This is a genomic window from Desulfuromonas sp. DDH964, from assembly GCF_001611275.1.
In the GTDB taxonomy this organism is placed as follows: Bacteria; Desulfobacterota; Desulfuromonadia; order Desulfuromonadales; family DDH964; genus DDH964.
This window is the reverse complement of record NZ_CP015080.1, coordinates 3,423,845-3,445,903: the sequence shown is the minus strand read 5'-3', so window position 1 is coordinate 3,445,903 and position 22,059 is coordinate 3,423,845. Positions and strand designations below refer to the sequence as shown.

13 protein-coding genes and 1 pseudogene are annotated in these 22,059 nt (G+C 64.3%); 5 read left to right on the top strand and 9 right to left on the bottom strand.

From position 1 onward, the window contains the following. Positions 1-2: 2 nt before the first annotated feature. Together DBW_RS15705 and ltrA are read left to right on the top strand one after the other, a co-directional pair. Positions 3-2,672 (top strand): response regulator, encoded by a 2,670-nt coding sequence (locus DBW_RS15705; protein ID WP_066728738.1) that lies wholly within the window; start codon positions 3-5, stop codon positions 2,670-2,672. Positions 2,673-3,708: 1,036 nt separating this feature from the next. Then, a pseudogene (ltrA, locus tag DBW_RS15695) lies at positions 3,709-5,111 on the top strand (group II intron reverse transcriptase/maturase). A gap of 89 nt (positions 5,112-5,200) precedes the next feature. Here ltrA and DBW_RS15690 read toward each other — a convergent pair. Next, complete coding sequence (locus DBW_RS15690; protein WP_066728734.1) at positions 5,201-6,643, bottom strand: TrkH family potassium uptake protein; 1,443 nt, start codon at positions 6,641-6,643, stop codon at positions 5,201-5,203. Next, positions 6,640-7,998 carry a Trk system potassium transporter TrkA gene (gene trkA, locus DBW_RS15685; RefSeq protein ID WP_066728732.1) on the bottom strand — a complete coding sequence of 453 codons (1,359 nt, stop codon included), beginning with the start codon at positions 7,996-7,998 and terminating at the stop codon, positions 6,640-6,642. The genes DBW_RS15690 and trkA overlap by 4 nt, the downstream gene beginning before the upstream one ends. Before the next feature lie 157 nt (positions 7,999-8,155). On the opposite strand from trkA, the gene DBW_RS15680 reads away from it, so the two are divergent. Further along, the gene (locus DBW_RS15680; protein ID WP_066728730.1) at positions 8,156-8,452 is read left to right on the top strand and encodes an HNH endonuclease; all 297 of its coding nucleotides are present in this window, start codon (positions 8,156-8,158) and stop codon (positions 8,450-8,452) included. Positions 8,453-8,470: 18 nt separating this feature from the next. On the opposite strand, the gene DBW_RS15675 is transcribed toward DBW_RS15680, so the two are convergent. From DBW_RS15675 to DBW_RS15650, 6 genes are all read right to left on the bottom strand, one after another. Continuing rightward, positions 8,471-8,689 carry a hypothetical protein gene (locus tag DBW_RS15675; protein ID WP_066728728.1) on the bottom strand — a complete coding sequence of 73 codons (219 nt, stop codon included), beginning with the start codon at positions 8,687-8,689 and terminating at the stop codon, positions 8,471-8,473. Beyond that, positions 8,682-10,136 carry a glycogen synthase GlgA gene (gene glgA, locus DBW_RS15670; RefSeq protein WP_066728726.1) on the bottom strand — a complete coding sequence of 485 codons (1,455 nt, stop codon included), beginning with the start codon at positions 10,134-10,136 and terminating at the stop codon, positions 8,682-8,684. The genes DBW_RS15675 and glgA overlap by 8 nt, the downstream gene beginning before the upstream one ends. A gap of 5 nt (positions 10,137-10,141) precedes the next feature. Further along, positions 10,142-13,498, bottom strand: coding sequence for an alpha-amylase family glycosyl hydrolase (locus DBW_RS15665; RefSeq protein ID WP_157471922.1), 3,357 nt, complete (start codon positions 13,496-13,498; stop codon positions 10,142-10,144). A gap of 191 nt (positions 13,499-13,689) precedes the next feature. After that, entirely contained in the window at positions 13,690-16,197 is a 2,508-nt protein-coding gene (locus DBW_RS15660) for a mannose-1-phosphate guanyltransferase (protein ID WP_066728724.1), read from the bottom strand. Positions 16,198-16,282: 85 nt separating this feature from the next. Continuing rightward, a complete protein-coding gene (locus DBW_RS15655) occupies positions 16,283-16,645 on the bottom strand; it encodes a response regulator (RefSeq protein ID WP_066728722.1) in 363 nt (120 codons plus the stop codon). Then, positions 16,642-18,264 (bottom strand): sensor histidine kinase, encoded by a 1,623-nt coding sequence (locus tag DBW_RS15650; protein ID WP_066728721.1) that lies wholly within the window; start codon positions 18,262-18,264, stop codon positions 16,642-16,644. Before DBW_RS15650 ends, DBW_RS15655 begins: the two co-directional genes overlap by 4 nt. 150 nt (positions 18,265-18,414) lie before the next feature. On the opposite strand from DBW_RS15650, the gene DBW_RS15645 reads away from it, so the two are divergent. Continuing rightward, a complete protein-coding gene (locus DBW_RS15645) occupies positions 18,415-19,395 on the top strand; it encodes a TIGR01212 family radical SAM protein (RefSeq protein WP_082820396.1) in 981 nt (326 codons plus the stop codon). Here the strand turns inward: DBW_RS15645 and DBW_RS19095 are convergent. Further along, positions 19,376-19,504, bottom strand: a complete 129-nt coding sequence (locus DBW_RS19095; RefSeq protein WP_257722361.1) for a hypothetical protein — start codon at positions 19,502-19,504, stop codon at positions 19,376-19,378. The two genes, DBW_RS15645 and DBW_RS19095, sit on opposite strands and share 20 nt — an antisense overlap. Positions 19,505-19,674: 170 nt before the next feature. On the opposite strand from DBW_RS19095, the gene DBW_RS15640 reads away from it, so the two are divergent. Then, on the top strand, positions 19,675-21,711 hold the full coding sequence (locus DBW_RS15640; protein WP_066728717.1) for an ATP-dependent helicase: 2,037 nt from the start codon (positions 19,675-19,677) through the stop codon (positions 21,709-21,711). Positions 21,712-22,059: the final 348 nt, after the last annotated feature.

Below are 22,059 nucleotides of genomic sequence, written 5' to 3'. Positions count from 1 at the left end.
TTATGGCGGGCGAGCGAATTCTGGTCATCGATGATGCCGAGGGTGTGCGCAAGCTGCTGCGGGCCAGCCTCGCCAAGGAGGGATTTGCCGCCCGCTTTGCCGGGAGCGGCGAGGAGGGCCTGGAAGCCGTTCGGCGGGAGCTTCCCGATCTGATTCTCCTCGACCTGATGCTGCCGGCCATGGATGGGCTGGAGGTCTGCCGCCGCCTCAAAGCGGAGCCGCGCAGTCGCGCGGTGCCGGTCATCATGCTGACCGGCCGTGGCGAAGAGGCGGACATGGTTCGCGGCCTGGAACTGGGGGCGGACGACTACATCGTCAAGCCCTTCAGCCCCCGGGTCTTGATCGCCAGGCTGCGGGCGGTCCTGCGCCGTCGTAGCGAAGAACAGGGGGAGGAAGCGGCCACCCTTCGTCTGCATGATCTGGTCATCGATCCGACCCGCGGCGAGGTCAGGGCCGGGGAAGAGCTGGTCCCCCTGTCGCACCCGGAATTCCGCTTTCTGCAGTTGCTGGCAGCCTCCCTCCAGGACGCCGAATCGGGCGCCACCTTCCCCGCGCCTGCTTCCTCCGGCGCGGATCTGCTCCCCGATCCGGCCTCCCTTCTCGAGCAGGAAGGGATGACCCTCTTCGCGCTGAACCGGCTGGCGGGGATCGCCCCCCTCTTTGACCGCATCCCCGAAAGCCTGCTCCAGCAAAGTCCGTGGCTGGCCTATTATGGCGCGCTGGCGCGCTTTCAATCGAGACGGGGGGATGCGGCTGGTTGTCTCGAAGCCGCCCGCTCCGGTTTTGCCACCGCCGGCAACCGCCCCGGCGAACTTCTTGCGACCGCCCAGATCCTTCTGGTCCAGACCTTGTTCCCCGATGACTCGGGCAGTGCCGCGACCCTCGCGCTGGCTGGCGAGGAACTGGCCGCAGCGCACCTTTCGCAACTTTCCGCCTATGCCCAGATTCACGTTGCCCAGTGCCTCGCCCTGGCCGGCCTCTTCCGCTGTGGAGATGACCCCAGGGTGGCCCACTACCAGGAACTCGCCCTGACCCTTGGCGAGGAACAGGGGCTGACCGGATTCGGCGCCCTGGCCTATTTCTGCAGCGGTTATCAGCTGCTGCGGCGCGGTGACCTGCGTGGCCTGTTGCGTCTTCTGGAAGAGTTCGCGTCGTTGTTGCAGCATCCCCAGACCAGCAGTTGCGAGCGGCTGCTGCTGCGCTTGCTGCAGCTCTATGCGCTGCTGCTGCAGGGAGATGACCTGAACCGGCAACGCCTGCTGCCGCAGCTGGAACATGGGATCGACCCGCGCCTGTTGGAACGCTCCCTGGTTCGCCTCGAACTGGGCCTGCTCGACATTGCCGCTGTTCTGCAGGGGAGCGCCAATCCGCGCGATCTGGACAGCTGCCAGGCCTGGGCGGAGATGGCGCCGCGCCCCTGGGCGCACCGGTTCCTCTCCCTCGGCGCCCTGCTGGCTCTGCGGGAGGGCGACCAGGCCTGGGCTGGTGCCATGCTCGCCGAGGCCCGGTCGCTCCTGGCCTTGTGCAAAAACCCGTTTGATCTGGCCTGGTGCGGACTGTTGCTCGGCGGCGTCGGTTTGCAATTGGACGACGACGACTTCCGTGCCGACCTGATGGCAGCCAGGGCGGCGGCGGCAGGGCTCGGCAATGATTGGCTGGCGGATGCCATCGCGGGGGTTCTGCTCCTCTGCGATCTGCAGGAAGGGGAGGATATAGGGCAGGAACTGGCCGACTGGCTCGCCGCCAGCAGCCGCGCGGGCGGCCTGGCGCTGCGTTTTACCCCGCGGGAGATCCGCCAGCGCCTGCTGGAACCGGCCCTGGCTCGTGATCGACGGGCGGCGCGTCCCCTGGCCGCCAGCCTCGACCTGGTGCTAACCGATGGCAACGGGCCGGTGCCGCTCCTCGACGTCCAGACCCTCGGCGGCATTGCGATCCGTCGCGGTACCCGCACCGTAATCCCCGCCGAAGCCCTGACGCCGGCCCAGCGGGAACTCCTGGCGCTGCTGGTGTCGGTCCCGGAAATGAAGCTCAGTCAGGAGGAGGTGCAGCTCGATTTCTGGCCCGACAGCCCACCGGAAAAGGCCCGTTCCAGTTTCGATTCATTGCTGTTGCGCTTGCGCAAGACCCTCGATACCGCCCTGGCTCCCTTTTCCGCCCGGGATTGCCTGCAACTGCAGAAGGGGATCCTCTGCCTGGAAAATGTCCGTGTCGATGCCCGCATCTTTGCCGGGGAGGTCCGGCTTGGTCTCGACCTGGTCCAGCGCCGGGAATACTGGCAGGCCGGCAATGCCTTTGCCCGGGCTCATGCGCTCTGGAAAGGGCCTTTTATGCCTGGTTCGAGTGCCCGTGACCTGGCAACCGGCTACCGGGAGGAACTCGACCTCCTCTTCGTGGTCGGCATGCAGAACTGGGCGGAGCTGCTGATCGATTCCGGCCAGATCGAGGCCGCCACCGAAATTCTGCTGCAGGCGCTGCGTACCGATCGAACCAACGACAAGCTGGTCAGGACGCTCTGCCGTTGCCATTTGCGGACCAACAACCCCCTCAAGGCGCGCCAGGTGATGCAGGACTATGCGGCGACCCTGCGTCGGGAGGCCTATTCCAGCGAAGAAATCGACCAGATCCTGGCCACCTTTCCGACCCTGCTCCGGCAAAATTCTCCCCCCGCTTAACTCCTGCCAGAAAATAATTTTTAAAAAAATTCAGGTTCACCCGGCTGGCGTGAGAATTTTGTCAGAACCGGCCGCTAGAGTGATTGCCAGGGCAAGGGATCACGGTTCCAGCCAGACCTTTCCGGCCTTCACGGTTATTGCAGCAGGGGAGTCGTTTTGTTTGGTCCGATGTGAGTTTATCGACGACTGCGGGTTTTTCCGCAAATACGGGAGCAAGCGCAGCCCTGCCTGGCAGGGTCTCTTCTCTACCTACTGCTGTGGTGAGCTGGTCCGTTTCTGCGAACGCTGGAAAGCCTACCACCGAGATTTTAACCCTATCGAAGACGATATAATGCCCTGCGGTGAACCGGTGCCGGACCCCTTCACGCTGCTCCTTTGAAGGGGGTTCGCAGGTAGCTTGATCAAGAACAAAAGATGAGGTCAACGGCTGACTTCAGGCCGTTTAAACCGGGCAAAGCTCAACTGTGAGTGGGGGAGGCGGCAGTCAGGAGGGGTTGTCGCCCCGATGTAATTTTTTACTGATCTCAATGCAGTAGGAGGGGGGAGCCCCAACCGGAAACGGTTGGGGCTATTTTTTTGGTGCGCCAGGCATGGCGCGTAGCGCCTTGACTGGCGCTGTCTGATTCACTGTGGTGGTGAATCAGTGACTTGGGGGTGAAAGTCCCCTGCGGGCCCTGATGGCGGGAACCGCTAGCCGGACGGCAAGGGTGTCCATCGCGAGGTGGAATCTGAAGGAAGCCGCAGGCAAACTCCCGGTCCGACGAACAGAAACCGCATGAGGCAGTCTCATCCGGGCGAGAAGGCCAATATCTTCAAAGCCCGATAGCCATCCGGGAGGGTGGGGCTGTAGATGCGGCGGGTAGATGGGAGGAAGGTCACGCGCATTACCCTGGGAGATCTGTCGGTCTGCCTCGTGCTACCGTCACCGTAAGGTGTCGGGACGGGCCGGCAGAAGTCAGCAGAGGCCGTAGTAGCCGGAGTAACCACCCGGCAAAGGGCCGAACACGAGGCGTCGTTTCAGGAGACTCGCGTTTCGATGACGACAAGAGCAGCAGAAGTCCCGGTCGAGATACCGGGAGCCGTCCCGGAGGGCAGCGGCCGGAAGCCGCCAGAGCATGGGAGCGGTGCGTCAAACGTCACGGCAACGAGAGACCCTTCCTGGACGAAAGCGGAACGGGGGCTGATGGAAGACGTCGTCAGCCGCCCGAACATGATGGCGGCCCTTGAACGAGTGGAAGCCAACAAGGGCGCCCCCGGCATCGACGAGATGACGACGGGCGAGCTACGCGGCTTTCTCAAGGAGAAGTGGCCGACCATCAGGGAAGAGTTGCTGAATGGGACGTATCGCCCCCAGCCGGTGCGGAAGGTGGAAATCGAGAAGCCCGACGGGGGCGTGCGCACCCTGGGAATCCCCACGGTGTGCGATCGGCTCATTCAGCAGGCGCTGCATCAGGTGCTGACGCCGCTATTCGATCCGGACTTCTCCGACAGCTCCTACGGGTATCGTCCCGGACGGAGTGCCTGGCAGGCGGTTAGAGCCGCCCGTCGGCATGTGGCCGACGGCAAGCGCTGGGTGGTCGATATCGACCTGGAGAAGTTCTTCGACCGGGTGAACCACGACATCCTCATGTCGCGGGTCGCCCACAAGGTCGAAGACAAGCGGGTATTGCTGCTCATCCGGCGGTACCTGCAAGCCGGAGTGCTCGAAGGCGGGCTTGTGTCGCAGAGGGTGGAAGGGACGCCGCAGGGTGGTCCCCTCTCACCTCTTCTGTCGAACATCCTGCTCGACGCGTTCGACAAGGAACTGGAGAGGCGCGGTCACGCCTTCTGCCGCTACGCCGACGACTGCAACATTTACGTGCAGACCAGGCGCAGCGGCCAAAGGGTCATGGCCAGTCTCACCCGGTTCCTGGAGGAGCGGCTGGCACTCAAGGTCAACGTCGCCAAAAGCGCCGTCGACCGTCCTTGGAAAAGGGTCTTTCTGGGTTACAGCATGACCTTTCACAAGAAACCCCGCCTCAAAGTGGCGGAGTCGAGAGTGAAGCGGTTCAAGGCCGGACTCAGGAAGGTCTGCCGACGGGGGAGGGGACGCAGTCTCGCTCAGGTCATCAAAGAAATCACCCGAAGCTACGGGGGTGGGCCTCTTACTTCCGCCTGGCGGAGGTCAAAGGCATCTTCGAAGAACTGGACAAATGGCTGCGGCGGAAGCTGCGCTGCATTCTATGGCGACAGTGGAAGCGCCCCTATACCCGGGCCAAGAGGTTGATGCAGCGGGGATTGCCGGAAGCCCGGGCGTGGAAATCGGCCACGAACGGGCGAGGCCCCTGGTGGAACTCAGGGGCCTCGCACATGAATGAAGCGTATCCGACATCCTTCTTTCGCTACTTGGGGCTGATCCGCTTGACCGATCAGCACCGCCGCTTTCAGAGCGCCTTGTGAACCGCCGTGTACGGAACCGTACGCACGGTGGTGTGGGAGGACGGCGGGGGCGACCCCGCCTCCTACCCGATGGGAGGATTTCCCGCAGTTCATTTGCGCCAGAAGGAGGGGAAGAAGAGGACGAGGACGGTAAAGAGTTCGAGCCGGCCGAGGAGCATGCAGAGGATCAGGACCGCCTTGCCGAAGGGGGCGATGTGCCCGTAGTGGGCGATCGGGCCGACACTGCCGAGACCCGGGCCGATATTGCCGAGGGTGGCAATCACCGCGGCGCCGGCCGAAACCAGGTCCATGCCGACCGCTGCCATCAGGAACGAGGCAAGGACGAAAATCGCCATGTAGAGAGCGAAAAAACCGAGGATCGACTGCATGACCTCGCGGTCGACCGGAGTATTGCCGAGCTTGACCAGGCGCACCGCGCGCGGGTGGATCAGGCGGTAAAGCTGGACCTGGGCATGCTTGAAGAGGAGCAGGATGCGGGCGACCTTGATGCCGCCGCCGGTCGATCCGGCACAGCCGCCGATGAACATCAGAAAGACCAGCAGGTACTGGGCGAGAACCGGCCAAGTCTCGTAGTTGGCGGTGCCGAAACCGGTGGTGGTGAGAATCGAGGTGGTCTGGAAGGCGCTGAAGCGCAGGTTGTCGGCCAGCGACTGGTAGCTGGTCCCCTGGTTGAGGATCACCAGCAGGCCGGTGACACCCACCGTGAGGGCCAGGTAGAAGAGAAACTCTTCGTTGCGGAAGTACTCGCGCAGGCGGCCGCGCAACGCATAGTAGTGGAGGGAGAAGTTGACCCCGGCGAGAAACATGAAGAAAGTGATGACCCAGTCGATATAGGCGCTGTCGTAGGCCCCCACCGAGGCGTTGCGGGTCGAAAAGCCGCCGGTGGCGAGGGTGGCAAAGGCGTGGCAGAGTGCCTCGTAAAAGCTCATGCCACCTGCCATCAGCAGCGCCGCCTCCGCGGCAGTGAGCAGAACGTAGACTCCCCAGAGGAGCTTGGCAGTGTCCTGGATGCGGGGCTTGAGGCGGTCGGCAGTCGGCCCCGGGACTTCGGCCTTGAAGAGCTGCATGCCGCCGACCCCGAGCATCGGCAGGATCGCCAGCGACATGACGATGATCCCCATGCCGCCGAGCCAGTGCGTCAGCGCTCGCCAAAGAAGCACGCTCTGCGGCAGGGTCTCGATCACCGGCAGGATCGTTGCGCCGGTCGTGGTGAAGCCGCTCATAGTCTCGAAGCAGGCATCGAGGGGGTTGGGGATGGCGCCGCTGAAAAGGAACGGGAGAGCGCCGAAAAAGGCGTAACAGAGCCAGCCGAAGGTGACAACGGCGAACCCTTCACGCACCGACAGCTCGCGGTCGCTGCGGCAGAATTTGAGGAGCAGCGCTCCGACCGCGCCGGCGATTGCCGCGGAGAGCAGGAACGCCCCGGCGGCGCCGTCGGCAAAAAAGAGGCCGAAGGGAATCGGCACCAAAAGGGCGGCGGCGAGAAAGAGGAGCAGAGCGCCGAGAATACGCAGGGTCAGCAGGATGTTCATGGCGCGGCGAAGAACTTCTCGACCTTGGCGACCGACCCGGAAAGGGCGAAGACGACAATGCGGTCACCGCTTCGCAGCAGGGTTTCGCCGGTGGGGATTTCGTAGCTGGCATCGTGGACAATGGCGCCGAGAATCGCTCCGGGGGGGAACTGGAGATCCTTGAGGGGGATGCCGATGACACCGCTGCCGGCCTTCACCTGCAGTTCAAGGGCTTCGGCATTGCTCCCTTCGATGGTGGCAAGGGAAATGATATCGCCGCGCCGGACGTATTTGAGGATGGCCCCCGCTGCGGCAAGGCGCGGCGAGACGCAGGCATCGATGCCGAGCGTGGGGGCGAGACCGAGCATCTCCGGGCTGTTGACCAGGGTCAGAGTGCGGCGGGCGCCGTGCTGGCGGGCGAGGAGGGAGCAAAGAATGTTGCTCTCGTCGCTTTCAGTGACGGCGATAAAGACGTCGGCCCCTTCGATCCCCTCGTCGACGAGGGTACGGATGTCGGTCCCCTCGGAATGGATGATCAGGCTGCGGCGCAGTTTGGCGGAGAGGGTCTCGCAGCGCTTTTCGTCCCGTTCCACCAGGCGCACATCAAAACGCAGCTTTTCGAGCTGGCTGGCGATGCGCAGCCCGATGCGCCCTCCGCCGAGGACGAAGGCGCGTCGTGACCGCTGTTTCGGGGCGTCTTCCAGTTGCAGCATGTATTGGATGGCCGGCAAATCGGTCTGGTGGGCCACGATAAAGATGCTGTCTCCGGCCTGAATGACATCATCGCCGCGCGGGATGATGGTTGCAGTGCCGCGGCTGATGGCGGTGACGACAAAGCGGTACATGCCGCGAATTTCACCCAGCTCCCGCAGTGTCAGGTCGACCAGCGGGCTATCGGGGCCGATACGGTAGCCGAGGAACTGGATTTGTCCCTCGACAAATTCGGCAACATCGAAGGCCCCGGAACGGCATGCGATCTTGACGATTTCGTCGGCGACGGCATCGTCGGGATTGATCAGCAGGTCGATACCGAGCTTCTCCTTGGAGAGGATCGCGCCCTGGCTGGTGTATTCAATGCTTTTAACGCGGGCGATGCGGGTCTTGACCGAGTATTCGCGCGCCAGCAGGCAGGCAAGGATGTTCACCTCGTCGAGGTCGGTGACGGCGATGAAGATTTCGGCGTCCTTGATGGCGGCCTGTTCCAGGGTTTCGGCACTGGCGCCGTTCCCCTGGATGCCGAGAACGTTGAGGCGGTCCCGGGCGCGGGAAAGGTGCTCAATCTCCCGATCGATGAGGGTGACTTCATGCCCTTCGAGGGAAAGGCGTTCGCAGAGAAAGTAGCCGACCTGGCCGGCGCCGACGATGAGAACCTTCATGCGGAGGATCCGTTGTTCAGCCCGCGGCTGGTAGTGGAAAATGGAAATTGGCCCCATTCATCGCATAGATTGCCGGGATGTGCAAGGGGCCTAACTCGGGCTTGCCCTGCTCCCGGCACCCGGTTAGAATCGTGGCGGAGCGTGAAAGGAGTCGGAGATGGAAGGCTGGGGTGATGGAGTGGACGAAGAGGTGTTGCGCCGTGAGCGCGCCAAGGCCCGTGAGCTGCGCAACAGTCAGTGGTGGAAAAACCGGATCGCTACCGGGTGTTGCCACTACTGCGGGCGGCAGGTGGCGCCCCGGGAGCTGACTCTCGATCATGTCGTCCCCCTGGTTCGCGGTGGGCGCAGCACCCGTGGCAACTGTGTGCCGGCCTGCAAGGAATGCAACAGCAAAAAACAGCACCTGCTGCCGGTGGAGTGGCAGGAATACCTGGACAAACTCGCCCGGGATTGAATGCCTTTGCGCTTCGGCCTAGAGTTCTTCCTCCGCGTCGTCGCCAGGCTCTTCCGCGTCCCCCTCCTCATCCTGGAAATCATCCTCCAGGAAGCGATCCAGGAAACGCTGGTTGTCCCTTATCCGCCGTTCGATGTCGCGTTGCAGCTCATCGAGTTCGGGAAATCGGCTGGTCCCGCTCCCCTCATCCCCCGGTTCCCCGTCCTGCTCGTGTGCAGGAACCTCCGCTTTATCCACCACGTCGCTCCTTGGCCTTGTTGTAGAGTTCCAGATAGCGTTGCGCCGCCGGGCGCCAGCTGAGGTCGGCGCGCATCCCCTGGCGGACGAGCCGCAGCCAGTCACGGCGCCCCTGAAAGCGTTGCAGGGCGCGGTCGAGGGCCGCGAGCAGGGCGACCTCGCTCAGCTTGCCGAAGCTGAAGCCGTTACCGTGGCGCGGGTCGCGGTCGATGTCGGTGACCGTATCGGCCAGCCCGCCGGTGCGGCGCACCAGCGGCACGCTGCCATAGCGCAGGGCGATCAGCTGGCCGAGACCGCAGGGCTCGTAGCGGCTCGGCATCAGGAACAGGTCGGAGCCGCCATAGATCCGGCGTGCCAGGGCGTCGTCGAATTGGAGGCGAACCGCGGCCTGGCCGGCACTGGCAGCGTCCCGGGCGGCAAAGCGTTCCATCAGCCCCCGTTCGCCGCTGCCGAGCAGCACCAACTGCAGGTTGCGGGCGAGGAGCTTGTCCCAGGCCGCCTCGACCAGGTCGAGTCCTTTCTGCGGGTCGAGGCGGCTGACAATCGCGACCAGCGGTTGCTTCGCATCGACCTCCAGACCTAATTCCTGCTGCAACAGTCGCTTGCAGCGCGCTTTGCCGCGCAGGTCGTCGGCACTGTACCCGGCCGGCAGCACCGGATCGTTCAGGGGATCCCATTGTTCCGGGTCGAGGCCATTAAGGATGCCGTAGAGGTCCCGGCGCCGCTGCCGCAGGATGCCATCAAAACCGTGCCCCTGTTCCGCCTTCTGGATCTCCCGGCAGTAGGTCGGCGAGACCGTCGTCAGGATGTCGGCGCAGAGCAGCCCCCCCTTGAGAAGAGAGACCTGGCCGTAGAATTCGACCCCGTCGAGACCGAAGAGATGTTCCGGCAGGCCGAGGGTGGCGAGCTCCCGACGCGGGAAGAGGCCCTGGTAGCCAAGATTGTGAATGGTCAGCAGGGTTCCGATCCCGGCATAGAAGGGATCGGTGGCGAGTTCGTGGCGCAGCAGCACCGGAATCAGGCCGGTCTGCCAGTCGTTGAGGTGCAGCACCTCGGGACGAAACGGCCCATGGCGGATGAAATCGAGGACTGCGCGGCAAAAGAAACCGAAACGCTCGGCGTTGTCCGGGTAGTCGCCATCGGTGGTGCCATAGAGCTGGGGGCGGTCGAAATAGTCCTCGTGTTCGATCAGGTAGACGGGGACATCATTGATCAGGGTCTCCCGCACCAGGCCGTGGCGGAGCTGACCGCCGACCACCGCCGTCACCGGCCAGCTCGCTGCTGCCAGGGGGATGCGCTGCTCCCGGGTGACGCGGTAATAGGGGAGAATAATGCGGACGTCATGACCGCGGCGGCGCAGTTCGCGGGGGAAGGAGCCGGCGACGTCGGCGAGACCGCCCGTTTTGGCGAGCGGGGCGACCTCCGGGGTGACCAGCAGGATTCTCATGACTGTCACTCCGGAGGCGTCATCAGGAAACGGTCGAGGCGATAACCGGCGCTCTCCGCCTGCTGCAGCAGAAGGGTGCGGCGATCGGTCAAGGCCGCCAGCTGGCGGCCCAGGGCTGCGGATGAGAGGGTTTCGTCGCGGCAGAGGGCAAGGGCGCCAACCAGGGTCAGCCCGTCGAGCCAGGCAATGGCCCGTTCCCGGTTGAACCAGACCACTCCGTCCGCCTGGTGGACCAGCAGATAGCGGCCAACCTCGGCAGCGGCGAAGAGTTCCGTGAGGTCAGTTGCCGCTGCGGTCCAGCTGTCGTGGTGCCGCAACAGCAGCCGGACCAGGGTTGCCGGCGCCGGTATCGTTCCTTCCGGGAAGGCCTCATCGAGAAGGAGTTCCGCCGCCCGCGATCGGTCGGGCCCGTCAGCGGCGATCCCTTCGAGGCAGAGCAGGACCACCAGCACGGCGGCGGGGAGCTGGTCCGGAAAGCAGAGTGCCCGCAGCTGGGCCAGGGCGGCGCGCACCGCGGCAGAGCGGCCGGGGAGGCCGCAGCCGTGCTGGAGAGCTGCCAGGTCTGCGAGGAGGGCCGCGGTCCGGGCGCTGCTCTCTTCAGCCAGTCCCGTCGCCCGGGCAAAGGCCAGAAAGACTTCGTCCAGCCGCTGCCGGAGACCTTCGTCCGCGGCTTCTTTTTGGGTCTTTTTACGCGTTCCGGCGCCAGCCGCGAGCGGCCACGGGGTCTCCGTGGCGAGCAGCCGGCGTAGCTGGGCGGTGACCTCCCGGGCACGCCAACGGCCCAGCTCGCGGTCGAGGTCGGCCACCCCGCGGCCGGCAAGGTGCCCGGCCAGTTCCCGCCAGTGACCCTCCGGGTCCGGTTGCGGGCGCAGGCCGGTAAAGACCCGATAATCGTAGGCTCCCAATTGCAGGAAGAGGCCGTTATTGCGCAGCTCCTCCGCCCCGAGCAGGAACTCGCTGCCCGTTCGTTCTTCGCGCCAGCGCCAGAGCGGCTCCCCCTCCGGGCCGACCCCGAGGGCCGCGGCGAGGGAGGTTTGGCGCAGGTTCGGCTCGCCACTGCCGGGAAACGCCTTGGCAACGGCGCGGCGCAGCCGGCCGGCGGTTTCGCTGCTGCGGTTGTGGTAGACGACCAGGGTGTGCTCGCCGCCACAGGCGTTGCTGTAGGCGAAGACATCCTCGTTGACGTTTCCTCCGCTCTCGAAATCGTAGAGCTCGAAGGCCGCCGCCTCACTGAAAAGCCAGCGCCGTTGCAGCAGCGGGCAGATCTGGGCTTCGTGGTGGGCGATAAAGCCGGCATCCGGCGCTTCGTCGAGGTAGGCGCGGCGGTATTCCATGCCGTACTTCTCACGCAGTCCCTCGATCTGGCCATGGCCGAACATCGGCAGGCCGGGGAGGGTGGCGAGGAGCACCGCGACGCCAAAATACTTGTCCCCCTTGCCAAACTGCTCCACCGCCGTCGCCTCGTCCGGATTGTTCATGAAGTTGACGAAGCGCTTGAGGATCTCGGGATTGAACTCGAGGATATTCTTCAATACCCCGCGGTACTTGGCGTTCTCCTCCTGTTTCAGCATGTGCATGAAAGCGCTGTTGTAGACCCGGTGCATGCCGAGGGTGCGCACGAAGTAGCCTTCCATCAGCCAGAAGGCTTCGGCAAGGAGGAGGGTGTCGGGAACCTCGGCGGCGACCCGGTCGACCACCTCGCGCCAGAACTCCAGCGGGAAAAGACTCTCGAAGGCCTCCCGGCTCATGGCGTGCTCCGCCCGGCTCGGGACGCCGGCGCCGCCGCCGGGAAGGGGGAACCAGAGGCGCTGGAAGTGACGCTTGGCCAGGGTCATGGCGGCATCGAAACGGATGATGCGAAAGCGACGTGCGACCCGGATGATGGTGGCAATCATCGCCTCGCGCACCTGCGGCAGCAGGAAGTTGAGCTGGGCGGTATCGTTCCATGGCATGTGGGTGCCGTCGTTGCCGTGGTAGAGGTAGCGGACCTCGCCGTTGCGCCGGTCCCGGCGCTGGAAGACGACGGCGGCGTCGCTGTGGTCCCAGTAGCCGTCTTCGATGCGCAGCTCGATCTCGCCGGTGGAGGAGAGGTCGGGACCGGAAAAGGAGTAACCCGGGTAGGGGGGGTGGTCGAGCTGGATATACCAGTCGGGATGCTCCCGGACCCAGCGCGAATCGATGCCGGTATGATTGGGGACGACATCGCAGGCGAGGCGGATCCCGCGCCGCCGGCATTCCGCTTCGAGGGTGGCGAGGGCTGCGTCGCCGCCGAGGTCGTCGGCGACCTGGTAATCGTCGAGGGAGTAGGCCGAGGCGACCGCCTCGGGGTTGCCCATGCGCTGCTTGATGATGCGCGAAGCGTCCGAACGGCGCCAGAGACCGATCAGCCAGAGAGCCGAGAAGCCCCAGCGCGCGAGGCGATCGAGTTCCTCGCCGGGAATCTGGTCGAGTCGGACGACCTCCCGTTGGTAGGTGCGCGAGAGCTGGTCGAGCCAGACATAGACCGACTTGGCCACCAGCACCGTGCTGCTCATCCAGTCGGCGTCGCGGGAGAAGGCTTCCGGCTCCGGCTCCGCTCCGGCTGCCGGCGAAAAGCCCGGGGCGACGAGGGGGCCGGGGCCGCCGTCACCGCGGTCACGTTCCTCCTCGGCGAGGACGGCGAAGGCGATTTCCAGTCCGGCGAGAAATTCTTCCGGCAGCAGTTCGCCCCAGGCCGCGCGTATGTAGCCGAGCTGGCCGGCCAGGGAGTCGGGGGCTGCTGCCAGGGGCTCGCGCAACAGGGCGAGGAGGGAGCCGCCGAGGCGGCCAGATTGCCGCTTGGGGGCCAGGCGCTGGTCGAGCTCGCTGACCAGGCTGCGCCAGGGACAGACGGCGTCGAGGGGGGCCGGATCGAAAAGGGGGCGATAGGGGGCGGCGGCGCGGTTTTCCGATTGAACAGCAAGAACCAGCAATTCCGTCGCGACCAGGTCGGGGAGGTCGTCAGGTGGCGCTGCCGGCTCCCAGGGGGGAGGAAAGAGCTCGCCGAAGCGGGCCATTACCTGCGGCCAGTCTGCCAGCGGCATGCTCTTCCCCTTGCTGCGCAGCCCCTGGCCGTCGAGGCGGGCGCTGTTGCGCTCCAGATAGCGCCGGGTGATCAGGCGCTGGGCGCTGCAGAGGAGGGCCAGCAGGTTGAGCTGGGCGGCGCTGCCACTCACCGACGCCTGGCGGGAATCGAAACGGTTTGCCACCTCACGCAAGGCATAGAGGCGTCGCGCCGGTGGCGGTACCCGCAGTTCCCGGGGCAAGGCGAGTTCTTGCAGCGCCCGGGCGGTGAGCGGGATACCGAGAGGGAAGTAACGATAGCCGGGGGGGAGAGCGGTCATGGATGAGTTCAAAACAGTTCCGATGCGATCAGGGATAACAGTTCAGGTCGACAGCCGGCGCGGTGGCAGGGTGCCTCGGCAAGAAGGTCAAAAGAATGTCAAGAGAGCTGGCAGCGGCTCTATGGTCTGGCGCAGGTGGCAAGCCCGGTTACCGCCTCGCCTCTTCTGTACCATGAAACTGGGGGAGCGGGCTACTCCTTTGCCAGCTCCTGCTTCCATTCTTCGACTTTGCGGCAATAGCTGTCGAACAATTCCGTGGCCCGCTTCTCATCGAGCGCTTCGACCACCACATGCACCAGCGGACGGTGCTGGTCGGGGAGAATCAGTGCCCAGGCGTCGCCGAGGTTGACCTTGACGCCATCGATAAAGGAAGCGTCGAGGTCGACCGAGTCTTCGCTCATCCGTCGCATGATCCCCCCTTTGTAATCCCAGGAGCAGGCGAGCTGGGCGCTCAGGTAGTGGCGCTGCGGCAGGTCGCGGCGCAGCTGGCCGAGGCTGCAGCCGCTGCCGGCGAGCATTTCGAGGACCTTGGCGACGGTGAACATGGCGTCAAAATTGGCCTGAAAAGCCGGGAAGGCGAAACGGCCATCCAGCGCCGCGCTGAACTTCACCTGCGGTTCGTGCCCCATCTCGACCAGGGAGCGGCCGTCACTCTTGGTCCGCTTAACCGTCATCCCGGCCTCGGTGGCCAGGTCCTCGACCGTCAGCGGCGCGGCCACCGGTACGGCCAGCGAGCCCGGCCCGGCGCAGCGGCAGACGAGGGCGGTGAGGGCGGTCAGGGCCTCGATGTCGGAAAGGACCGCCCCGGTTTCGTCGATCAGCTTGAGCCGCTCGCCGGAGGGGCCGAGCCAGAAGCCGGCGGTGGCGCCGAGGGTGGCGACGATTTTGGAAAGCTGGTCCATGGAGCGTGCGACCTGCTCCGGCGTGCTGCCGGACTTGCTGTCGAGCAGGTGCGAGTTGAGTTCGATCACCTCGCAGCCAAGCTGGTTGAGGAGTCCCGGCAGCAGGTCGCCGGCCGGCGAATGGTTGATGTCGATCACCACCTTGGTGGCGCTGCCGCGCAGCAACTCGCCATCGAGGGCGCGCAGGAAGCCCTCGCGATAATAGTCGTAGATCTTCGGAATATCGGCAATGCCGCCCGGTTCGGAAAAATGGACGCGGCGGAAGTTTTCCTTGTAATAGATGCGCTCGATCCCCTTCGCCATCGACGAGGAGATTTCGTTTCCTTCGCCGTCAAAGAAGAGAATCTCGGTCGTTGCCGGGTCGTCGGGGGACTGGCGGAAGTGAACGCCGCCGACCTCGCCAAAGGTCGCCAGCTTGTAGCGCAGCACCGGCAGCGAAATCATCTTGGCGTCGCGTACATTGATGCCGGCCGAGAGCAGGCCGCCGACAAAGGAGCGTTTGAGCATGCGCGAGGCGCGGATGGCGTCGCGGCCGGCGAGGATAAAGGCATCCTTGGGGAGGGTCGAGCCGTAGGCGGCGCCAAGCTTGGCCGAAAATTCGGGGGTCAGCTCGACATTGGTCAGGCCGCGGACCATCGCCCCTTCAAAAAGAGACTTGCGCCACTTCTCCCCCCAGATCAGGTTGGTGGTGACAATGGCGCCCCCCTCGATCACCTTGCGCGGCCAGACCTTGACATCCTTTTTGATCAGGGCCTTGTCGCCGATCTCGGTTTCGTCCCCGATGACCGCCCCCTCCTCGATGACCACCTCCTGGCCGACGCGGACCCGGTGGCAGAGGACCGCCCCGTGGATGCTGGCGCCGCGCCGCAGGTAGACGTTGTCCCAGAGAACGGCATTCTCCAGTTCGCAGCCGTCTTCGATCAGGCAGTTGCGGCCGACCACGCAGTTTTTGAGCCGGGCCCGGCCGAGGACCTGGGTATTCTCACCCAGGACCACCATCCCCTCCAGCCGTGAATGGTCGGCGCCCACTTCGGCCTCGTTGCCGAGATAGAGGTTCGGGCCGACCTGGCGTTCCTGGATGGGCACCGCCACCCGGCCGGAGGTGATGTCGCTGGTCGCTTCGAGGTAGGCGTCGGTATTGCCGATATCCGCCCAGTACCCCTGCAGGGTGCACCCGAAGAGGGCGGCCCCCTCAGCGAGCATCTGGGGAAAGACATCCTTGGACCAGTCGCGGTTTTCGCCGGCCGGGATCAGGTCGAGGACCTCCGGCTCGACGACGTAGATACCGGTGTTGATGGTGTCGGAAAAGACCTCTCCCCAGCCGGGCTTTTCGAGAAACTTGCTGATCCGCCCGTCCTTGTCGGTAATCACGACGCCGAACTGGAGCGGGTCCTTGACGCTGGTCAAAGTGACCGTCGCCAGAGCCTGATTGGCCTCATGGAAGGCCAAAACCCGGGAGAGGTCGAAGTCGGTGAGCAGGTCGCCGCTGATGATCAGAAAGCGTTCGTCGAGAAACTTGGCCGCAGCCTTGACCGCGCCGGCGGTACCGAAATCCTCCAGGGGGGTGACGTAGGTAATGTGGATACCGAACTCGCTGCCGTCGCCGAAATAATTCTTGATGATCTCCGGCTGGTGGTAGAGGAGCAGGATCAGGTCGTTGATGCCGTGCCCCTTCAGCAAATCGACGATGTGCGCCATGATCGGTCGGTTGATCAGCGGGATCATCGGTTTGGGCAGGTTGATGGTCAGTGGCTGGATGCGGGTGCCGAAGCCGCCGGCCATGAGTACAGCTTTCATCGTTCCCTCCACATCAGTAGATGGCGCCAGGCACCAGGACGCGCCGGGCCCTTTCGCGCAGATTCGTGATAACCGCCCGTTCCGCCTAGTGCTTGTGCTTGGCGAGAACTCGGCGCACTTCCGTTTTGAGTTCGGTCAGATCCGAGCTCTTGACGACATAGGCGTCGGCCAGCCAGGAGGAGAAATCATCCTTGTAGCAGTTGAAGGCGGTGCAGAGGATGACCGGCAGCCCCTTGCGGTCGCGGACCACCTTCTGCAGCAGCTGCAGTCCGCTCTCGCCACGCATCTGGATGTCGAGGAGGAGCAGGTCGTATTCCTTCTCCAGCAGCAGCTGGGAGGCTTCTGCGCCACTGCCGGCGGTGTCGACCTGGTACCCCTCATCGGTCAGCTCGGCGGCATAGAGATAGCGGATGTCCTGCTCATCATCGACGACGAGAAGACGGGTCATGGGGTTCCTCCTTGGGCGGTGGCGAGAAAAATAGTGAATACCGTTCCGGCTGCGGTGCTCTCGATGGAAAAGCGGGCACGGTGGGCGGACAGGATGCGGGCACAGAGCGACAGCCCGAGATGGCTGCCGGTGACGGCGCTGCCGGGCGTCAGGTCGCTGGCCGCCTGCAGGGTCGCTGCGTCGAGGGGAGGGCCGTTGTCGCGCAGGGCAATTTCTATCCCGTCCGCGCCGGCGCGGGTAGCGAGGGTGACTTCCCCCCCGGCGGGGAGCCGTTCGAGGAGGTTGTTGAACAGGGCCCGCAGGCAATACCCGATTTTCTTGTAGTCCAGTTTGACCTGGGGCAGTGCCGGCGCGAGGTCGAGGTGACTCTCCACCCCGGCCATTTCCAGGTCTTCCTTCAGCCCGGCGTAGACGCCGGTCACCAGCTGATTGACATCCCAGAGGTCGAGGGTCGGGTGGAGGGATTCGGAGTGGACCAGCACCTCCTGCAAGACATCCTCGAGGCGACGTGCTTCGCGGACAATCGATTCAATATGGCGCCGTTTCGGGTCATCGGCGGGGGTGTTGCGAATCAGGGTGCGGGCGAAACCGCCAATAATCGTCAACGGATTGCGGATGGAGTGGGCAATGTTGGCGGCGATATTGCCGACCAGGGCCATCTTTTCCATGCGGACGATGGTCTCCTGTTGTTCCTGCAAGCGCTGGTTGGTCTCCTGGGCGCGCACCAGTTCCCGCTGCAGGCGCTCATAGAGCGCTGCCCGCTCAATAGCAAAAGCCATCGGCAGGGCAAAGGTTTCCAGGGACTGCAGATCCTCCCCGGTAATCGGCCGGCCGTTGACGATGTTGTCGGCGAGGAGCAGACCGACCCGGCGATTCTTGCTCACCAGGGGAACCATGACCAGCTCCGCGACCCCCAGGGCCTCGCGCTGCGCCAGCGGGAGGCCCGGCTCCTGCCAGAGGTCCGGGATATGTCGGGAGAGCTGGCTGGTGAGGGTCTGGACAAAGGGATGGTCTTCGGCGGTCAGCGGGACGGAGAGGGTTTCGAGCAGATCACGGAAGCGCTCCCGCTCCGTGGCCATTTTCTGTTCGAAAAAACGCTGGGCCATTTCCCGCAGGGTCAGATCGCGGTCTTCCAGTTCCTTCCAGATCTGTGCCGCTTCTTCCCGATGGCGCGGTCCGACCGCAAAGTATCCCTTGAGGTGGAGGCGGCTGCGGTCGACCAGCAGCAGGATCGCCCGGTTCAGGCCGAAGCCCTGGCCCGCCGTGATCGCGGTGAGGGCCATGGCGATGACCTCGTCCATGTCGACAGAGGTCTGCAGCACCAGGCCGACTTCATGCAGGAACTTGATCTCCCGGCCGCGGATTTCGAGCAGGCTCTGCTGGTCCTGGAGCCGGGCCCGCAGTTGAATGATCTCTTCGATCGCGTAGGGGAATACTTCGCCCAGGTTGCCGCTCTCCTCGGGCGGGAGACTCAGGTCGTTCAAAAGGCGCGGGCACTCCAGGCAGCAACTCAAAAACCGCTGTTTGCGGTCGAAGAGGAGGTGTTCCCTCCCGGGAGGGATATAGGGGCAGTCGCCTGGGGCGATCTGCTCATGGGGCCAGCAGCATTCGGGCGGCACAAAATTTCCCTTCAGGGCGGGTGCTAATGGAGAGGCTTTCGAACCCTGGAATTATAGCAGGGGGGGGATGCGTTGCAATGGCGGGGTTTGCTCCGCTCCGGCAGGCCGTGACCCTTGCGCCCTGCGCCCAGGAAGTGGCATATTGCCAGGATGGAAAAACGCTATCGCACCTTTTCCGCCGAGCTCAAGGAGCATTTTGGCGGCCGCATTCACAAGATCTCTGTCGACGCCGGTTTCGCCTGCCCCAACCGGGGGGATTCACGGCAACGCCCCGGCTGCCTCTTCTGTGACCCAGGCGGGTCGGGGGCGGTCGGTATCGAGCGCCGGCTCGATGTTGCCAGCCAGGTTGAAGCGGGCAAGGAGGTCATGTCGCGCAAGTACAAGGCAGACCGCTTCCTCGCCTACTTCCAGCCTTTTTCCAATACCTTCGCGCCTGTGGAGCGGTTGCGCTCCTGCTATGACCAGGCGCTGGCGGTGCCGGGGGTGGTCGGGCTGGCCGTCGGCACCCGCCCCGATTGTCTGCCGCCGGAGGTTCTCAAGCTGCTCGCCGCCTACCACCGGCAGACCTACTTCTGGCTCGAACTCGGGCTGCAGAGCAGCCATGACCGGACCCTCGACCGGCTCCGCCGCGGCCACGATTACGCGACCTTTCTCGCCGCGTTTGCCGCCGCCCGGCAGGCCGGACTACGGATCTGTGTCCACGTCATCCTCGGGCTTCCCGGGGAAGACCGGGCGGCGATGCTGGCGACCGCCGATGAACTGGCCCGGCTGCGGGTCGACGGCGTCAAGATTCACCTTTTGCATGTGCTGCGCGGGACGCCGCTGGGCGATCTGTTTCAGGCCGGTGAGGTTGCGGTGCTCGAGCAGGAGGCCTATGTCGCTCTTGCCGCCGATTTCCTGGAGCGGCTCCACCCGCAGACGGTGGTCCAGCGCCTCACCGGCGATGGCCCGCGGGAGCTGCTGCTGGCACCGCTCTGGTCCCTCAATAAGTGGGAAGTGCTCAATGCCATCGATGCTGAACTGGAGCGCCGCGGCAGCCGGCAGGGGGATGCCTGCCGGCACCGCCAGGAGTTTCCGGGAGGGGGCTCTGGGGGGGCTGATGGTGGCGAGGTCAGGAGGCGGCGCGGGTGACGCCGACCGCCGGATCGGGATGAAGCTGCGCCTCGGAGCTGCCACCCCAGGAGATCAGGAGGAGCGAAGCCCAGGCCAGGCCAACGAGAAGGATAAGGATACGTGTCATAGCGGGCGTAAAAATACGCCCACTGCGGACAAAAATCAAGGGCTAATCCGCCTGAATTGCGCTCCCCGCGCCCCTTGCCTCGCCGGTACCGACCATGGTAACGTCCTTCCCCGGCTTCCATTGCCAATCCTGCCCGTTCCTGGTATCAAAATTTCCGGAGTCAGTCGGTCATGCATATCAACGATCTCAACCCGCCGCAGCAGGCCGCGGTACGGCATACCGAGGGGCCGCTGCTCCTCCTGGCCGGGGCCGGGTCGGGCAAAACCCGGGTCATCACCTGCCGGATCGCCTACCTGCTGGAACAGGGGGTGGCGGCGGAGGAGATTCTGGCGGTGACCTTTACCAACAAGGCGGCCCGGGAGATGCGCGAACGGGTCAAGGCGATGGTCGGCCGCAAATCGGGACAGGGGATGGTCATCTCTACCTTCCACTCTCTGGCGCTGCGGATCCTGCGTGCCGATATCGAGCGGCTCGGTTTCAAGCAGAACTTTTCCATCTATGGCAGCGCCGACCAGGAGCGTCTGGTGCGCGACCTCACCCGCGACCTGCTGGCAGAGGGGGTGCGCTGCGACCTCGACCGGGTTCTCTGGCTGATTTCCGACGCCAAGAACCGCCTGATCACCCCGACGGAGTTCACTGCCGGCGGCAGCGACCCGGAGCGGCTCCTGGCCGCCCAGGTCTATCCCCGCTACCAGCGCGCCCTCAAGGCCTTCAATGCGGTCGATTTCGATGACATCCTGCTCCTCGCAGTACGCCTGCTGCGCGACGATCCGGCAGTGCGCAGAGCGTGGCAGGCCCGCTTCCGCTACATCATGGTCGATGAATACCAGGATACCAACGCCGCCCAGTATCACCTGCTGCGCCTCCTCTGCGAAGAACATCGCAACCTCTGCGTGGTCGGGGACGACGACCAGTCGGTTTACGGCTGGCGCGGCGCCGACCTCGGCAATATCCTCGATTTCGAAAAGGATTACCCCGGCGCCCGGGTCATCAAGCTGGAGCAGAACTACCGCTCCACCGGGAACATTCTCGCCGCCGCCAACGCGGTGATCCGGAACAACACCCGGCGCAAGGAGAAGGTGCTCTGGACCGCCGGCGATCCCGGAGAGCCGGTGCTGAGCCTCTGCTGCGAAGACGAGGAGGATGAGGCGCGCAGTGTCGTCGAGCAGATTCATGCCGAACGGTTCCGTCGCAACCTGCAGTACCGGGACTTCGCCATTCTCTACCGCACCAACGTCCAGTCCCGCGCTTTCGAGGAGCAGCTGCGCTTCGAGAATATTCCCTATGTCCTGATCGGCGGCCAGCAGTTTTTCGACCGCAAGGAGGTCAAGGACGCCCTCGCCTATTTTCGGGTCCTGGTCAATCCGCGCGATGAAGTGAGCCTGCTGCGGATTCTCAACTTCCCCCGGCGCGGCATCGGCGAAACGACGGCGGACGTTTTAATCCAGGCCTCCGCCGCCCAGTCCCGTCCCCTCTGGGAGGTCATGCGCCAGGTGAGTGAGCTGGATGAGCTGGGGGAAAAGGCGCATTCCGCTGTTGCCGGCTTCGTCGAGTTGATGGAGCGATTTCGCCGGCAGTTTCGCAAGCCGCTGCGCCTGGTCGAGACGGCCCGAGAGCTCTTTGCGGAAATTGGCCTCGAAAACGAAATCTATCGTACCGCCAACGATCCCCAGCAGGGGAAACGGCGCGCGGAAAACCTCGCGGAGGTCCTCAACGCCTTGGCCGGCTATGTCGAACGGGAAGGGGAGGCGAGTCTGGCGGGATTCCTCGACAAGGTCTCCCTCCTCGATCAGGACGAGCCGGTACGTAACGACAAGGAACACAAGCTGTCCCGTGACGCCGTGGTCCTGATGAGTCTGCATTCCAGCAAGGGGCTCGAATTTCCCCAGGTCTTCCTGGTCGGTCTGGAGGAAGGCTTCCTGCCGCATCGCAAGTCGATGGAGGCGGGGGCTGATCTCGACGAGGAGCGGCGTCTCTGTTATGTCGGCATCACCCGGGCCCGGCAGCGCCTGGTACTGCTCCATGCCAGGCGGCGCAAGAAGTATGGCAAGCTCGAACCGCGCACCCCCAGTCCTTTTCTGGCCGAATTGCCGGAGGGCAGTATGGAACGTGGCACCAGTGAAGGCAGGCCGCAGCTTCCCCCGGGAGAACAGGAGCAGATGGCCAGCGATTTCTTTTCCCGAATGCGCAACATGCTCGGCGAATAAACTCCTTTCCCTCTTCTCAGCAAGGCCGTTCTCCTCACCCCTCTGCCATATCTGGTCTTTTCTGCCTCCAGGTCACCCTATGGGCGCCAATTCGCCACCGCGAAGACATGGTCATCCGTGGGCTTCCGCCATTCAGAGGTGGCCCAGCCAATTGACGGCACCGCACCGGGATCAAGTTGGATTATTCTTGATTAATCGTGACTTTCTTTGCTTGACAGGGAAAATTTCCATGGTAGACAGGAGTGACGTCACTATGAAATTGTTCATGAGGAGGGGGGGCGTTGTTATGGTTGTTCTCGGTTCCGTATTTATCTGATTTCTTCCCTCACCGGTTTGGCTATAGTGCCG

What these genes read in the sequence shown, in the direction of transcription:
- DBW_RS15705 (WP_066728738.1), top strand. Translation starts at nt 3, where the DNA reads ATGGCGGGCGAGCGAATTCTGGTCATCGATGATGCCGAGGGTGTGCGC.
- DBW_RS15690 (WP_066728734.1), bottom strand. Translation starts at nt 6,643, where the DNA reads ATGAACATCCTGCTGACCCTGCGTATTCTCGGCGCTCTGCTCCTCTTT.
- trkA (WP_066728732.1), bottom strand. Translation starts at nt 7,998, where the DNA reads ATGAAGGTTCTCATCGTCGGCGCCGGCCAGGTCGGCTACTTTCTCTGC.
- DBW_RS15680 (WP_066728730.1), top strand. Translation starts at nt 8,156, where the DNA reads ATGGAAGGCTGGGGTGATGGAGTGGACGAAGAGGTGTTGCGCCGTGAG.
- glgA (WP_066728726.1), bottom strand. Translation starts at nt 10,136, where the DNA reads ATGAGAATCCTGCTGGTCACCCCGGAGGTCGCCCCGCTCGCCAAAACG.
- DBW_RS15665 (WP_157471922.1), bottom strand. Translation starts at nt 13,498, where the DNA reads ATGACCGCTCTCCCCCCCGGCTATCGTTACTTCCCTCTCGGTATCCCG.
- DBW_RS15660 (WP_066728724.1), bottom strand. Translation starts at nt 16,197, where the DNA reads ATGAAAGCTGTACTCATGGCCGGCGGCTTCGGCACCCGCATCCAGCCA.
- DBW_RS15655 (WP_066728722.1), bottom strand. Translation starts at nt 16,645, where the DNA reads ATGACCCGTCTTCTCGTCGTCGATGATGAGCAGGACATCCGCTATCTC.
- DBW_RS15645 (WP_082820396.1), top strand. Translation starts at nt 18,415, where the DNA reads ATGGAAAAACGCTATCGCACCTTTTCCGCCGAGCTCAAGGAGCATTTT.
- DBW_RS19095 (WP_257722361.1), bottom strand. Translation starts at nt 19,504, where the DNA reads ATGACACGTATCCTTATCCTTCTCGTTGGCCTGGCCTGGGCTTCGCTC.
- DBW_RS15640 (WP_066728717.1), top strand. Translation starts at nt 19,675, where the DNA reads ATGCATATCAACGATCTCAACCCGCCGCAGCAGGCCGCGGTACGGCAT.